Below are 14586 nucleotides of genomic sequence, written 5' to 3'. Positions count from 1 at the left end.
CCCGGAATGACGAACTGCGTTCGTCAGCTCGCCGCTGCCGTCGTCACCGTGTCGCGCTGGCGTTTCATGACGATCTTGTTGAGCGCACCGAGATAGGCCTTGGCCGAGGCCACCAGCGTATCCGGATCCGCCGCACGCGCCGTCATCGCACGTCCCTCGTGCGACAGCCGCACCGACACTTCGGCCTGCGCGTCCGTACCCTGGGTCACAGCGTGCACCTGGTACAGCTCGAGCTTGGCCTCGTGCGGCACCAGGCGCTTGATGCAGTTGAACACCGCGTCCACCGGACCGTTGCCCTCGGCTTCCTCGATCTTGATCTGGCCGTCGACGTCGAGCTTCATAGTCGCGCGCTGCGGGCCATGGGTGCCGGCGATCACGGTCAGCGAGGTCAGCTTGATGCGGTCATGCGAGGCCGCCATCTCCTCGTCGACCAGCGCCTCGATGTCCTCGTCGTAAATGTCCTTCTTGCGGTCGGCCAGCGCCTTCATCCGGGTGAACGCATCTTCCAGCTGGTTGGGGCCGAGCTTGTAGCCCATCTCCTCCAGCTTGTGCACGAAGGCGTGGCGGCCGGAATGCTTGCCGAGCACCAGCGAGGACTGCTTCAGGCCGACCATCTCGGGCCGCATGATCTCGTAGGTGGAGGCATCCTTCAGCACGCCGTCCTGGTGGATGCCGCTCTCATGCGCGAACGCGTTGCGGCCGACGATCGCCTTGTTGTACTGCACCGGGAACGAGGTCGCCGCCGACACCACCTTCGAGGCGCGGGTGAGCTGCGTGGTGTCGATCTTGTTCCAGTAGGGGAATTTGTCGTTGCGCACGTTGATCGCCATCACGATCTCTTCCAGCGCGGCGTTACCGGCGCGCTCGCCGATGCCGTTGATGGTGCATTCGACCTGGCGCGCGCCGCCGATGATGCCGGCCAGCGAGTTCGCCACCGCCATGCCGAGGTCGTTATGGCAGTGCACGGAGAACACCGCCTTGTCCGAGTTCGGCACGCGCTCGATCAGCGTCTTCATGAAGTGGGTGTATTCGTCGGGCGTGGTGTAGCCGACGGTGTCGGGGATGTTCACCGTGGTGGCGCCGGCCTTGATCACGGCTTCGACGATGCGGCACAGATAATCCATCTCGCTGCGGGTGCCGTCCTCGGCCGACCATTCGACATCGTCGATCTGGTTGCGGGCGCGCGCGACCATCGCGACCGAGGTCTCGAGCACCTGCTCCGGGGTCTTGTTCAGCTTCACCCGCATATGCAGCGGCGAGGTCGCGATGACGGTGTGGACGCGGCCGCGCTTGGCGAATTTCACCGCCTCGGCGCAGCGATCGATATCGGCCGGGTGCGCGCGGGACAGGCCAGCGATGACGGCATTCTTGGAGCGGCGGGCGATTTCGCTCACCGCCTGGTAGTCACCTTCGGAAGTGATGGGGAAGCCGGCTTCGATGACATCGACGCCCATATCGTCCAGCATCTCGGCAACCTCGAGCTTCTCCTCGAAGGTCATGGTGGCGCCGGGGCACTGCTCGCCGTCGCGCAGCGTGGTATCGAAAATGATGACGCGGTCCTTGTCGGACTTGTTCACGGGGGCCATTTCAAATTTCCTTTTGAGCTTTCGCGCCGGTCATTCCTTGGGCGCTGTCGGGGTCCGCTGATCTCGTACATCCCCTGAGTGCCCAGGCGCGTGGCGCCCAGCCGGCCCTCAGGGGCAGGTAAGAAGAAGCCCGCCGATAAGGAGGGTGGGCAGCAGCGCGGCCGGGATCGTGGCGGCGGCCAGAGCCACCTCCCCCGAAATCCCATCGATGTGGCCGCGAATCAGCATTTGCCAGACCCTTTTGAGCCCCTAATCCTCGGTCAAAACCGTTGACGGTTCGTTGCCGGGCAGCTCAGTGCGCCGTTTCTAGACGAGAAATGGGCGCAACTGCAACGCCAAAAGATAGTCAGGGGCGCTGACCTGGGTTGCGGGAGATGGGCGCTATTCGGAATGACGACCTTATCGGCTCCGTCATCCTGAGGTGCGAGGCATGGGACGCAGCGCGTCCCATGAGGAGCCTCGAAGGATGCACGGCCGAGCTGGTGGAGCCGGGCCGCCGCCCTTCGAGGCTTGCCCTGCGGCGCGTTGCGCCCCAGGGCGCACACCTCAGGGTGACGGTGATAGATTGGAGCTCCGGGCATCGACTTCTCCAATTCAAGTATCAGACACACCTTCGCCGTCTCGCGGCGCATTCCGCCCGAGTTTTGCTCTGCTCGTCACGCCCTCTCGGAAAAGAGGGCGCAGGGAAGGCCGGGTGCCGGCTGGCACCCGCAAGACTCCCGTGCGAGAATGTTGCACACGCAAGGCACAGGAGAGACACAGGGCAGCCGAAACATCCGGCCTTCCCTGCGCGGTGGTTTGACGGCTTATGCGCGCTCTCCCCGGAGACGAATTCGGTCTTGTCTCCGTCACTTCTGCGAAATTCACGGACGCCGCCCCGGTTGAAGCGACGCCGCCTCCGCAAAGGCTTGACCGTAGCAACGACGGCCAGGACCACACGTTTTGCCGTACGCTTCGAGCGCCGTTCGTCCGCACGCCGCCGGGATCTCACGGGGTTCATCCCGCCCTGCTCCCGCGTCTCGTGCCCGGCGCTTCCCGCGTCCACCGCAGCCCGATCCGCGGCTCGTGACGACGTACGACCGCCCCTTTTCCCGGATCAGGATGGCGGCAGGATGCGATAAATCAGAAATTCTGTAAAGGCGAATATTTCACGAGCCGCGGATTGACCTGTCGATCGCGTGTTTTGCCCGTCGGGCGACGCTAGGGCTTGTGGCAAGCTTCGAAGCCTGCATGAGCGGGACCACCTGCCCCCGGATTTCACTTACGCTCGATTCGGGCCACGATCCTGCGGTCCGTCCTATCCCGTGCGGCGGGATCGGGCCCGGCTCTCCCAGCGATCCAGCATCTGGCCGAGCTCGCCGACGACGACGGGGGACAGGGTTTCATTGGTGTTAGCGGGAACTGAGGGGCGGAGCCAGTCCGGCTGCGTGTAGTCGCGCCAGCGGCGGGCGTGGGCACGCCGTTTGCGGGACTTGAAATCGCGCGTGAAATAGCCGGCCGCATACGCGATCCCGAGCATTACGATCAATACGGCGATGCCCTGCACAATTGGCTCCGGCTTTTGTTTCAAAGTTCTGCGCAGCATTGCGCGGGAGGTCAAGGCTTGACAGGCCCCAAACTCGGGTTCGGTTAACCTCGCAAGAGCGGGCAAATTGTGGCTGCACCCTTTGCGGAACAGCCGGGCGCGCGCATGTTTCCGGATGACCGGCTCGCCTATCGGTCAGACGCAGGACGAGTTCGACGACATCATCTTGAAATCGCGCAGAGGATGCGGCGGTAGCCCTCGCAACCGGCCGCGGTCCGGACTAACCTTCGGCCGCTCGGCCGGATCAACCGGCCAGCCGAACATGACCGGGAGGACGCGATGACACGCCAAGAACCGCGTGACCGAGATGCTGCGCTTTCACGACGAACGCTTGTCCAGGGACTTGCCCTTTGCGCCGGCGCCACCATGACGGGCGCGGGCCAGGCGCTGGCCCAGACGGGACCCGCCGCGCCGCCGACCACGATCACCACTCCGCCGCGCGATTTTGGCCCCAACGGCGCACCGACCACTTATTTCTGGGACCCCGACATCATCGCGGTCGATCCCTCCTTCAACGATCTCGCGCAGCCCAACACCGCGATCAAGCGGCTCTATACCGGCCTGTTGTGGGCCGAAGGTCCGGCGTGGAGCGCGCAGGGCCGCTATCTCTTGTGGAGCGACATTCCCAACAACCGGCAGATGCGCTGGAGCGAGGATGACGGCCGCGTCAGCGTGTTCCGTTCGCCCTCCAACAACTCGAACGGCAACTCATTCGACTTCCAGGGCCGCCAGCTTTCATGCGAGCATCTGACCCGGCGGGTGACGCGCTATGAGCATGACGGCACCGCCACCGTGCTCTGCGACAATTATAATGGCAAGAAGCTGAACTCCCCGAACGACGTCGTCGCGCATCCCGACGGCAGTTACTGGTTCACCGATCCGCCCTATGGCGGTCAGCTCTATGAGGGCGAGCCCGACGGCCCGGGCGGGCCGAGCAACTCGGGTGGCAAGCTCAATCCGCGGATCGGACAGCCGGCCGGCTTTGTGCCGGGCAAGCGCGAACTGCCGACCAACTGCTATCGCATCGACGCTAGCGGCCGCATCGACCTCGTCGTCACCGAGGACCAGGTGCCCGATCCGAACGGCCTGTGCTTCTCGCCCGACTTCAAGAAGCTCTATGTCGTCTCGACCGGCAAGGGACCGGGCGACACCGGACCTGGCGGCAAGGGCGAGGTCTTCGTGTTCGATGTCGGCAGCGACAACAAGCTGTCGAACCAGAAGAGGTTCAGCGACTTCATGATTGACGGCGTGAAGTGCGGACCGGACGGCGTGCGCTGCGACATCAACGGCAATGTCTGGGCCTCCAGCAATGCCGGCCGCGCGGTCGGCTATAACGGCGTGACGGTGTGGTCGCCGGAGGGCAAGCTGCTCGGCCGCATTCGCCTGCCCGAAGTCTGCGGCAACATCTGCTTCGGCGGCCCCAAGCGTAACCGCCTGTTCATGGCTGCGAGCCAGTCGCTCTATGCCGTGTATACGGCGACGCAAGGTGCAGGACCGGGCTGAAGCGGCGCGACGCAAAACGAGCGCAAGGGCGTCGGCGTGATCCGCCGGCGCCCGATCGCTTCCTGCACACACCTCTGCACAAATAACCGTCACGAAGATCGCAGCGGCCCCACGTTGTGACAACAGTACGACGCGCGCGCCGGGTTGCGGTTCCCTGATCGCAATCAAGCTACGCCGCGAGCAAATCCCCGCCATGAATCCAACGAAGATGAGTCGCGCGGTAGGGCCGCCGCGGTTGAGGACATGACCTCGTCCTTGATCCGCGCCCAACATGAACTGGGAGTTGAGCGATGCGCCATATGCCAAACGACACCATCATCGTCAGCGTTGGAGACCAGCAATTCGTGACCGAGTTCGGAGACCCGGGCCTGCCGATCGACGGCCACGGCGGGAACGATACAATGATCGCCACCGTCGACGCGGTAAACGGCGTTCTGACTTTTGTCGGCGACGACGCGACCATGCAAGGCCGCTCGCACGGAGGAAACGACCTTCTCGTCGCGAACATCCAGGGCTTCGAGGATTACGCGGTCATCGACGGCGACGCGCAGACCATGTCGGACCATGCCCATGGCGGCAACGACATGCTCCACGTCGATGCCTCGACCACGATCTATACAAGTCTCAGTCTCTTTGGAGACGCCGAAAGCACCATGACGGGCCACGCGATTGGAGGGAATGACGTCATTACTGCGGAGATGGGGAATAGATCATCCGGCGCGTTCAGCGGCGATGCGGGCTATTCGATGAGCGACCATGCCCATGGCGGCAACGACATCATCGACGTGACCCAAGCCGGTATCTATGGCGGGGCGTCGATATCCGGCGATGCCCTCGTATCCATGAGCGGCGATGCGCGTGGCGGCAACGACATCCTCATCTACACCGTCGGCGCGGGCGCCCAATCTGGCGGCGCGTCTCTGGTCGGGGACGCCGGCTACATGAGCGACAATGCCCGCGGCGGAAACGACATCCTGATCGCGACCGTTGATGGCAACCCGGATTCGACCTCCATTGTGCTCGTCGGCGACGCTTCAAACATGTCGGGCAACGCGCATGGCGGAAACGATACCCTCCTCGGGAGCAGTCGGGACGATTCGCTGTATGGAGATGCACAGACCTACGCCCCGTTCACAGCCGGCTCGATCACGGGTGGCAGGGACGTTCTGAACGGTGGAGCCGGCAATGATCAGCTTTGGGGCGGACCGAACAACGACAAGTTCGTCTTCAACACCGGCTCGGGCAGCGACGTGATCCATGATTTCGATCAAGGCAACAAGGCCGTCGGCAGCACGGCGCGAGAGCATGATGTGATCAACGTGCACGATTACGGCTTTGCAGGTTGGGCCGAGTTGAAGAGCCTGATCAGCGACAACAGCGCCGGTAATGCCGTGATCCACCTGACGGCCAATGATACGATCACGCTGGACGGAATCCACGCGGCTGATCTCCATGCGAAGGATTTCATCGTCTGAACGCATCGGCCGCGCGGTTCGACGCCTGAAGCCTCGGGGGAGATCATGCGCGTTGTGATCTGCGGCGGCGGCGTGATCGGTGCCTGCGCCGCCTACTTCCTCCGCCGTCGCGGGATCGATATCGTCGTCGTGGAACGGACCGAGGTGGCGGCCGCCGCCTCGGGCAAAGCCGGCGGTTTCCTGGCGCGCGACTGGTGCGCGGGCACGCCACTCGATGCGCTGGCCCAACGCAGTTTTGTGCTTCATGCGCGACTGCCGGAGGAAATCGCAGGCGACTGGGGCCACCGTCCCATGACCGCCTATCGTGGTTTCGTCGCCGCCAACGGTGATCCGCGCCGCGACGCGCCGTCCCGGCTCGGCTGGCTCGCCAACGGCGTCGTCATCGCGCACCCCATCGGCACAACAGAGACGACGGCGATCGTTCATCCCCGCAAGTTCACCTCGGCCATGATGAACGCCGCGCTCGCGCAAGGCGCCGAGCTTCGTCCGGGACGCGTCACCGGCATCGTGCGCAGCGCGGACGGCGCGACCGCGAAGGGCGTCGAGATCGAAGGCGGCGTCATCGAAGCGGACGCCGTGTTGATCGCCATGGGACCATGGTCGCTGCTCGCCGCGCAATGGATGAGCTTGCCCGCCGTCTACGGCCACCGCAGCCCGAGCATCGTGTACGACACCGGCCCGAACGTGCCCGCCGATGCACTGTTCCTGGAGCACGAGGAGAACGGCAGCGCGATGTCGATCGAGGTCTTTCCGCGGGCCGACGGCAGCACGCATATCACGGCATTTTCCGACATCGCGCCGTTGCCGGTCGATCCGGCAACGGTGACGCCGGACCGGGAGGCGATCGCCCGCCTGCGAACGATCTCCGAACGTTTATCGCCGCTGTTCCGGCCCGACAGGATCATCGCGCAGCAGGCCTGCTTCCGCCCGGTGACACAGGACGGCTTACCGCTGATCGGCAGGGTGCCCCGGAGTGAAGGTCTCTATGTTGCAACCGGACACAATGTCTGGGGCATCCTCAATGCGCCTGCGACCGGCGAGGCACTGGCGCAGCTGATCGCCGAGGGCTCGGCGCGTGACGTCGACCTGGCACCGTTCGATCCGGTGCGGTTCCGTCCACTCGATCCGTCGCTGCTGCAAGAGCGCTGAACCCACTTGACCGCATCGCTTGCTTGTCGACCGCCGCTCGTTGTGCTCGTGCATGCCCGCCGACGAAATCTGCATGCCCGCACGCGAAAAACGACGCCCTGCCCATCATTTGCGCAAGCGCTAGACTTTAGTCCCCTCTCACAATCCTGAATGCAGTTTCACTTGCCGAGAATGACCTCACCGCTATAGTCGCCGCCAATAGCTCATTAGAGGCTTGTTTAAGGGAGAGAAATAACATGAGATATGGATGTTCTGTTGCAGTGCGAATTGCGCTCGGTGCGACGACTGCTGGCGCGTTGATGATCGCGTCAGGCGCGGCATTTGCGGCGGATCCGATCAGAATCGGCGTGATCGCGGAAGCGCAGGCGATCGCCGGCGCATCGATCCCGCAGGCGGCTCAGCTCGCTGCCGACGAGATCAACGCCAATGGCGGCGTCGACGGCCGCAAGATCGAGATCATCGGCTACGACAATCACTCCTCCTCGGCAGATTCGGTGCGCGCGTTCCAGCGCGCGGTGAACGAGGACAAGGTCAACGCGGTCATCGCCAGCTACATCAGCGAGGTGGTGCTGGCACTGGAACCCTGGGCCTCGCGGCTGAAGACGCCGTTCGTCACGCCCGGTGCCGCCTCCAACGAGATCAGCAAGAGCGTTCACGCCGACTACGAGAAGAACAAGTACACCTTCCACGGCTACCTGACCTCGGCCGCGCTGGCGCTCTCGGTTTGCGACGGCGCCAAGGATCTGCTCGTCGACAAGATGCACATGAAGACGGCCGTCATCATGAGCGAGGACGCCGCCTGGACCAAGCCGCTGGACGTCGGCTACGAGGAATGCCTGCCCAAGATCGGGCTGAAGGTGCTCGACCATATCCGCTTCTCGCCCGACACCACCGACTTCACCCCGATCTTCAACAAGATCGAGGGCTCGAAGCCCGACGTGATCATCACCGGCATCTCGCATGTCGGCGTGCAGCCGACGGTGCAGTGGAAGAACCAGCAGGTGCCGATCCCGATGTTCGGGATCTCCTCGCAGGCCACCAACGAGACCTTCGGCAAGGACACCAACCAGGCCGCCGAGGGCGTGCTCTACCAGGGCGTCTCCGGACCCGGCGTCGCGGTGACGCCGAAGTCGGTGCCGTTCGCAGAGAACTTCAAGAAGAAGTTCGGCAATTATCCGTCCTATGCCGGCTACACCGCCTATGACGAGGTCTATTACATCGCCGACGCGGTGAAGCGTGCCGGCTCGACCGATGCCGACAAGTTGGTCGATGCGCTCGAGAAGACCGACTGGGAAGGCACCATCGGCCGCGTCCAGTTCTACGGCAAGGACGATCCGTTCACGCACTCTATCAAATACGGCAAGGGCCTGATCACCGGGCTGATGCTGCAATGGCAGGACGGCAAGCAGAGCGCGGTCTGGCCCAAGGACGTCGCCAAGGTCGACATCAAGTTCCCGAGCTTCATCAAGCTCTCGAACTAGGAGGACATGCTCCCGGGACCACCTCCCGGGAGCTTCCACATGCGGCTCGCCGCAGCACTTTCCTCCAGCAAAACTGCCTCTCCTAAATCAGGTTGCCAATCTTAGATGCGAGCATTCCAGATTCTGATCGATGGCTTTGCCATCAGCGCCCTCTACGCTCTCGGTGCCACCGGCTTCACGCTGATCTTCGGCGTCTCCGGCGTCCTCAACCTCTCCCACGGTGCCATCATGGTGGCGGCAGCGGTGGCGGCCTGGGCCGCTGCCAGCATCCTGAACGTCGGCACCTATGCCGGCGCGCTGATCGGGGTCGCGGTCGCTCTTGTTGCCGCCTTTGCCACCTACTTCGCAGTGGTGAAGCCGATCCAGGACTCCCGGCGCATCCCGAACGAGGAGAAGGAGATCTTCGTCCTCACGGGAACGCTGCTCTGGGGCATCATGATCCAGGAGCTGATCGCCTATTTCTTCACCAACAACGCCAAGACCGTGCTGCCGATCGTCGAGGGCGTCGTCGACGTGCTCGGCGTCCGCACGCCCAAGAACGAGATCTTCACCGCGATCGTGTGCTGCCTCGTCATCGCGCTGCTGTGGCTTTTGGTGAACCGCACCCGCACCGGCAAGGCGGTGCTGGCGGCGTCGATGAACCCGCGCGGCGTGACGCTACTCGGCCTCGAGCTCACCAACATCTACGTCGTGGTATGGGCAATCTACGGCATCCTTGCCGGCATCGCCGGCGTGCTGCTCGGCATGTTCCTGGGCGTCAGCTCCTACAGCGTCGGACCGCTGACCGCGAGCGCGTTCTCGATTGTCGTGCTCGGCGGCCTCGGCAGCGTCTCCGGTTCGCTGATCGCGGCCTTCGTGGTCGGCTATCTCGAAACCCTTACGGCCTATCTGGTTTCGCCGGCCTACCGCACCATTCCGGCGCTGCTGCTGCTGGTGTTCGTGATGTACATCCGGCCCCAGGGCCTTCTCGGGAGGCGCTGAGATGGCGAGCTTCTTTACCTCGCGGCTGTTCTTTATCTCGCTTGCGCTGGTCGTGATCGCAGCGACGCTGCCGCTCTACGTCTCCGGCTATGTGCTGGGGCTTCTGACCGTCGCGTTCTATTTCGGCGTGTTCGCGATGGCCTGGGACCTGCTGTTCGGCTTCGCGGGCGAAGTGAATTTCGGTCCGACCTTCCTGATCGGCGTCGGCGCCTACACCGCCGGCATCCTGAATGCCCAATTCGGCTGGTCGGTCTATCTCTGCATCGTGCTCGGTGCCCTCGCCTCCGTCGTCGCCGGCCTCGTGCTGGCGCTGCCGGCGCTCCGGGTCCGCGGGCCGTATTTCGGCCTGACCACGCTGGTCGCGGTCTTGATGCTGCAAAACTTCATCGTGGTGTTCGCCGACCTCACCGGCGGCGAGATCGGGCTGACCATTCCTGACGTCATCTCCATCGACGCCGGCGTCAATTACTGGATCGCGCTCGGCTTCATGACGATCTCGGCCGCGATCCTCTACGGCCTGTCGCAATCGCCGGTTGGCCTGGTGCTGCAAGCGAGCGGTCAGGATCCGGTGCAGGCCGGCGCATTGGGCTTCAACATCGTCAAGCACAAGCTCGCCGCCTTCATCGTCAGCGCGTTCTTCTCGGGGTTATCCGGCGCACTGCTTGTGTTCTACTTCGGCACCGCCTCGGTCGGCACCGTCGTCGACGTCGCGGTCGGCGTGAACGTGATCGTTTCGGCCGTGCTCGGTGGCCGGCGCACCGTGCTTGGCGCGGCGCTGGGCGCGATCTTCCTGATCGTGGCCGGCGAGTTCCTGCGGCCGACTGGCGAGCTCGCAACCTTCATCGTCTCGGCGGTCGCGCTCCTCGTCGTGCTGTTCTTCCCCGGCGGCTTCCTCGGAGCGGCCCTCTCGCGCGAGGCTCGCTCGTAATGGACCAGAGGCTTTCCAACCGGCCCGTGCTCGAAGTCCGCGGCCTGACAAAACGCTTCGGCGGATTGACGGCGGTGAAGAACCTCGGCTTCGAGGTCAACGGCGGCGAGATCTTTGGCCTGATCGGGCCGAACGGCTCGGGCAAGTCGACCGCGATGAAGAGCGTGATGGGCATCGAACGCCCGACCGCCGGCGACGTGATCTTCGAGGGCGAGAATGTCGCCGGCCTGCCCGCGCACAAGATCGCGCGCAAAGGTTTTGGCATGGTGTTCCAGCACTCGCGGCCGCTGAACCGGCAGACCGTGCTCGAAAACATCATGGTGGCGCTGCTGCCGGACAGCCTGTTCATGCTGTTTCCGGACAAGGCGCTGGTCGAGCGCGCCAAATGGATCGCCGACCGCGTCGGCTTGGGCTCCGTGATGAACCGTCGCCCACCGACGCTGCCGTTTGCCGATCTGCGCCGGCTGGAGCTCGCCAAGGCGATCGCGCGTGACCCCAAGGTCGTGCTGGTGGATGAACCCTTCGCCGGGCTGACGCGGGCCGAGGTCGACGTGTTCTCCGACCTGATCCGCAGCTTTCGCGATGACGGTCGCGCGGTGATGCTGGTCGACCACAACGTCAAGAGCGTCGCCGCGTTGGTCGACCGCGTGCTTGCGATGTATCTCGGCGAGGAGATCGTCACCGGCAAGGCCGAGGACGTCATGAAGAACGAGACGGTGCGCAGGGTTTATCTCGGCGGCGCCCTCGAGATCCATGCCCGGCCCGAGACCAGCTTCAAGGACAAGGTGCCGCTGCTCCAGGTCGAGAATGTCAGCGTCCATTACGGCAAGGCGCAGGCGCTGGATAACGTCTCGATCCACGTCCACGAGGGCGAGTTCGTCTCCATCGTCGGCCTCAACGGCGCCGGCAAGACCACGCTGTTCAATACCATCTCCGGATTCCTGCCCTATAGCGGCGAGATCCTGCGCGGCGGCGAGAAGTTGCGCGGCACGAGCCCGGCGAAGATCGCCCGCGGCGGTCTCGTGCAGTGCCCGGAATCGCGTGAGCTGTTCGGCGAGATGAGCGTGCGCGAAAATCTCGACCTCGGCGGCCAGCATCTCACTGAGGACAGGCGCGCGGCACAGCTCACCTGGCTGTTCGAGCTGTTCCCGATCCTGAAGGAGCGCCAGGGCCAGCTGGCGCAGACGCTGTCCGGCGGCGAGCAGCAGATGCTGGCGATCGGCCGCGCGCTGATGATGCAACCGCAGATCCTGATCCTGGACGAGCCGACGCTGGGCCTTGCCCCCGTCATCCTCGAACTGTTGTCCAAGGCGCTGGAGAAGCTGCGGCAGACCACGTCGATCACCGTGCTGCTCGGCGAGCAGAACGTGACATTCGCGCTGCCGCATGCCGACCGCGTCTATGTGCTCGAGCATGCAAGAATCGTCTGGGAGGGCGATCCCGGCCGCTTCGCCGCGGAGGCCGGCGCCGGATTACTCTAAGTCGCGCTCACAAACACAACAAAACAAACGAAAGGGAAACACCATGCAACCACAGACGATTCTGAGCAGCAGCTTCCTCGCCTCCGCGCTGGCGCTGTGCCTCGCCGCGCCGGCCTACGCGCAATCGAACGACCCGATCAAGATCGGCGTCATCGCCGAGGTGCAGTCGATCGCAGGTGCTGCGACACCTGGCGGCGCACAGATTGCCGCCGACGAGATCAACGCCAAGGGCGGCATCATGGGCCGCAAGGTCGAGATCGTCACCTACGACAACAAGAGCTCGTCGGCCGACTCGGTGCGAGCGTTCCAGCGCGCGGTGAGCGAGGACAAGGTGTCCGCCGTGATCGCGAGCTATATCAGCGAGGTCGTGCTCGCACTCGAGCCCTGGGCGGCGCGGCTGAAGATGCCGCTGATCACCCCAGGTGCGGCGTCAAACGAGATCACCAAGGCGATCCACAACGACTACGAGAAGAACAAGTACACGTTCCACGGCTATCTGACCTCCGCGGCGCAAGCCCAGATCGTCTGCGACGCCGCCAAGGATCTTCTGGTCGACAAGCTCAAGTTCAAGACGGTTGCGATCATGAGCGAGGACGCCGCCTGGACCAAGCCGCTCGACGTCGGCTACGAGGCCTGCCTGCCGAAGGCCGGGCTCAAGGTCGTCGAGCATGTGCGGTTCTCGCCGGATACCACCGACTTCACGCCGATCTTCAACAACATGGAGAGCAAGAAGCCCGACGTGATCGTGACCGGCATCTCGCATGTCGGCGTGCAGCCGACGGTGCAGTGGAAGAACCAGCAGGTACCGATCCCGATGTTCGGCATCAGCGCGCAGGCGCTGAGCCCGACCTTCTGGAAGGACACCAATGGCGCCGCCGACGGCGTGCCGTCGCTCGCGGTGGCAACGCCCGACGTCGCCGTGACCTCGAAGACGAAGCCGTTCGCGGCGGCTTTCGCGGCCAAGTTCGGCATGCCGCCGGCCTATACCGGCTACACTGCCTATGACGAGGTCTACATCATTACCGACGCGATCAAGCGCGCGGGCTCGACCGATCCCGACAAGATGGTCGCGGAGATGGAGAAGACCAATTTCGAAGGGACGATCGGCCAGATCCAGTTCTACGGCAAGGACGACGAGTTCACCCACGGCATCAAGTCCGGCCCCGGCACCGTCACCGGCCTCGTCTTCCAATGGCAGGACAGCAAGCAGATCGTGGTCTGGCCCGAGAAGATCGCGGAAGGAAAGCTGAAGTTTCCGAACTTCGTGAAGCTGTCGCAGTAAGGATCGGAAGAGCGCCTCCACAAACGCGCGATGCCCGGGCAGAAGCGCGAAGCGCGTCTTCGCGCTAGATGTCCCGGGCATTCACGTTTTTGCTTCGATGCGCCGTTGGTGAAGCGCCCCTTGCAAATTTGGCAGCGTCGATCACAGTGAGGGAGAGGCACGCAGGCAACTCCAAGAATCTGCGGCTTATCAAGGAGGACGCATGCTCCCCTATGTCGCCCACGACTCTCGCTTCGAGCGGCTGGTCATCGGCCATGTCAATCTCGAAAAGCTCACCAACGGTTGCCGCTGGGCCGAAGGCCCCGCCTATTTTCCGGCCGGGCGCTACCTTATCTGGTCCGACATCCCGAACAACCGGATGATGCGTTTCGACGAGACTGACGGATCAGTGTCGGTGTTCCGCTCGCCGAGCTTCAATTCCAACGGCAATTCGGTCGATCGCCAAGGACGGCTGATCAGTTGCGAGCATTTCATGCGGCGCGTCACCCGGACCGAGCACGACGGCTCGATCACCGTGCTGGCGGACGCGTTCGACGGTCGCCGGCTGAACTCACCTAACGACGTCGTGGTCAAGTCCGACAATTCGATCTGGTTCTCCGATCCGACCTACGGCATCGACAGCGATTATGAAGGGCAGCAAAGCCCATCCGAGATCGGTGCTTCCAATGTCTACCGGATCGACGGCACCAGCGGTGCCATCACGCGCGTCGTGTCCGACCGGGTGCAACCCAACGGGCTGGCCTTCTCGCCGGACGAGACGCGGCTCTACGTCGCCGACACCGGCGCGACGCATGTCAGCGGGCTTCCGCCGACGATCTGGTCCTATGAGGTAAAGGGACAGGCGATCGGAGAAGCCTCGCTGTTTGCCACCTGCCCGGAGGGGCTCTATGACGGCTTCCGCTGCGACATCCATGGCAACATCTGGACGTCGGCGGGCCGCAGCGTGTTCTGCTACGCGCCGGATGGGACGCATCTCGGCACGATCCCGATCGGCGAGATCGTCGCCAATGTCTGCTTCGGCGGCCCGCGCCGCAACCGCCTCTACGTCTGCGGACAGACCTCGCTGTACTCGATCTATCTCAACACGCGGGCGGCGGTGTAAGAGAGCGATCACGACGAAATAGAACGTGCCGCG

At 63.9% G+C, this 14586-nt stretch carries 11 protein-coding genes; 9 read left to right on the top strand and 2 right to left on the bottom strand.

The window, feature by feature from the left end:
* Positions 1 to 23: 23 nt before the first annotated feature.
* Together ABIB73_RS11835 and ABIB73_RS11830 are read right to left on the bottom strand one after the other, a co-directional pair.
* Entirely contained in the window at positions 24 to 1586 is a 1563-nt protein-coding gene (locus tag ABIB73_RS11835) for a 2-isopropylmalate synthase (protein WP_354224146.1), read from the bottom strand.
* A 1297-nt stretch (positions 1587 to 2883) separates the two neighbouring features.
* A complete protein-coding gene (locus ABIB73_RS11830; protein WP_354224144.1) occupies positions 2884 to 3132 on the bottom strand; it encodes a hypothetical protein in 249 nt (82 codons plus the stop codon).
* Between the two features lie 318 nt (positions 3133 to 3450).
* Here ABIB73_RS11830 and ABIB73_RS11825 point away from each other — a divergent pair, with 318 nt between their 5' ends.
* The 9 genes from ABIB73_RS11825 to ABIB73_RS11785 all read left to right on the top strand — a co-directional run bounded on the left by ABIB73_RS11825 (position 3451) and on the right by ABIB73_RS11785 (position 14553).
* Positions 3451 to 4674, top strand: a complete 1224-nt coding sequence (locus ABIB73_RS11825) for an SMP-30/gluconolactonase/LRE family protein (RefSeq protein WP_354224142.1) — start codon at positions 3451 to 3453, stop codon at positions 4672 to 4674.
* A 290-nt stretch (positions 4675 to 4964) separates the two neighbouring features.
* Positions 4965 to 6149: a calcium-binding protein gene (locus tag ABIB73_RS11820; RefSeq protein WP_354224140.1), complete on the top strand. Its 1185-nt coding sequence runs from the start codon at positions 4965 to 4967 to the stop codon at positions 6147 to 6149.
* A 45-nt stretch (positions 6150 to 6194) separates the two neighbouring features.
* Entirely contained in the window at positions 6195 to 7298 is a 1104-nt protein-coding gene (locus ABIB73_RS11815) for an NAD(P)/FAD-dependent oxidoreductase (RefSeq protein ID WP_354224138.1), read from the top strand.
* A 236-nt stretch (positions 7299 to 7534) separates the two neighbouring features.
* Positions 7535 to 8779: an ABC transporter substrate-binding protein gene (locus ABIB73_RS11810; RefSeq protein WP_502918414.1), complete on the top strand. Its 1245-nt coding sequence runs from the start codon at positions 7535 to 7537 to the stop codon at positions 8777 to 8779.
* Between the two features lie 105 nt (positions 8780 to 8884).
* Positions 8885 to 9760, top strand: coding sequence for a branched-chain amino acid ABC transporter permease (locus ABIB73_RS11805; protein ID WP_354224134.1), 876 nt, complete (start codon positions 8885 to 8887; stop codon positions 9758 to 9760).
* 1 nt (position 9761) lies between these two features.
* Positions 9762 to 10688 (top strand): branched-chain amino acid ABC transporter permease, encoded by a 927-nt coding sequence (locus tag ABIB73_RS11800; RefSeq protein ID WP_354224132.1) that lies wholly within the window; start codon positions 9762 to 9764, stop codon positions 10686 to 10688.
* The gene (locus ABIB73_RS11795) at positions 10688 to 12169 is read left to right on the top strand and encodes an ATP-binding cassette domain-containing protein (RefSeq protein WP_354224130.1); all 1482 of its coding nucleotides are present in this window, start codon (positions 10688 to 10690) and stop codon (positions 12167 to 12169) included. Before ABIB73_RS11800 ends, ABIB73_RS11795 begins: the two co-directional genes overlap by 1 nt.
* 43 nt (positions 12170 to 12212) lie before the next feature.
* Positions 12213 to 13451, top strand: a complete 1239-nt coding sequence (locus ABIB73_RS11790; protein ID WP_354224128.1) for an ABC transporter substrate-binding protein — start codon at positions 12213 to 12215, stop codon at positions 13449 to 13451.
* Between the two features lie 202 nt (positions 13452 to 13653).
* On the top strand, positions 13654 to 14553 hold the full coding sequence (locus ABIB73_RS11785) for an SMP-30/gluconolactonase/LRE family protein (protein WP_354224126.1): 900 nt from the start codon (positions 13654 to 13656) through the stop codon (positions 14551 to 14553).
* Positions 14554 to 14586: the final 33 nt, after the last annotated feature.

The sequence above is a fragment of the Bradyrhizobium sp. F1.4.3 genome (assembly GCF_040548375.1).
Taxonomy (GTDB): Bacteria; Pseudomonadota; Alphaproteobacteria; order Rhizobiales; family Xanthobacteraceae; genus Bradyrhizobium.
Note: the sequence above shows the minus strand (reverse complement) of the source record. Positions and strands in the feature narration are given on the sequence as shown.

Excerpts from the sequence above, each read along its gene's own strand:
- ABIB73_RS11835 (WP_354224146.1), bottom strand. The coding sequence starts at position 1,586 with ATGGCCCCCGTGAACAAGTCCGACAAGGACCGCGTCATCATTTTCGAT.
- ABIB73_RS11825 (WP_354224142.1), top strand. The coding sequence starts at position 3,451 with ATGACACGCCAAGAACCGCGTGACCGAGATGCTGCGCTTTCACGACGA.
- ABIB73_RS11820 (WP_354224140.1), top strand. The coding sequence starts at position 4,965 with ATGCGCCATATGCCAAACGACACCATCATCGTCAGCGTTGGAGACCAG.
- ABIB73_RS11815 (WP_354224138.1), top strand. The coding sequence starts at position 6,195 with ATGCGCGTTGTGATCTGCGGCGGCGGCGTGATCGGTGCCTGCGCCGCC.
- ABIB73_RS11810 (WP_502918414.1), top strand. The coding sequence starts at position 7,535 with ATGAGATATGGATGTTCTGTTGCAGTGCGAATTGCGCTCGGTGCGACG.
- ABIB73_RS11805 (WP_354224134.1), top strand. The coding sequence starts at position 8,885 with ATGCGAGCATTCCAGATTCTGATCGATGGCTTTGCCATCAGCGCCCTC.
- ABIB73_RS11800 (WP_354224132.1), top strand. The coding sequence starts at position 9,762 with ATGGCGAGCTTCTTTACCTCGCGGCTGTTCTTTATCTCGCTTGCGCTG.
- ABIB73_RS11795 (WP_354224130.1), top strand. The coding sequence starts at position 10,688 with ATGGACCAGAGGCTTTCCAACCGGCCCGTGCTCGAAGTCCGCGGCCTG.
- ABIB73_RS11790 (WP_354224128.1), top strand. The coding sequence starts at position 12,213 with ATGCAACCACAGACGATTCTGAGCAGCAGCTTCCTCGCCTCCGCGCTG.
- ABIB73_RS11785 (WP_354224126.1), top strand. The coding sequence starts at position 13,654 with ATGCTCCCCTATGTCGCCCACGACTCTCGCTTCGAGCGGCTGGTCATC.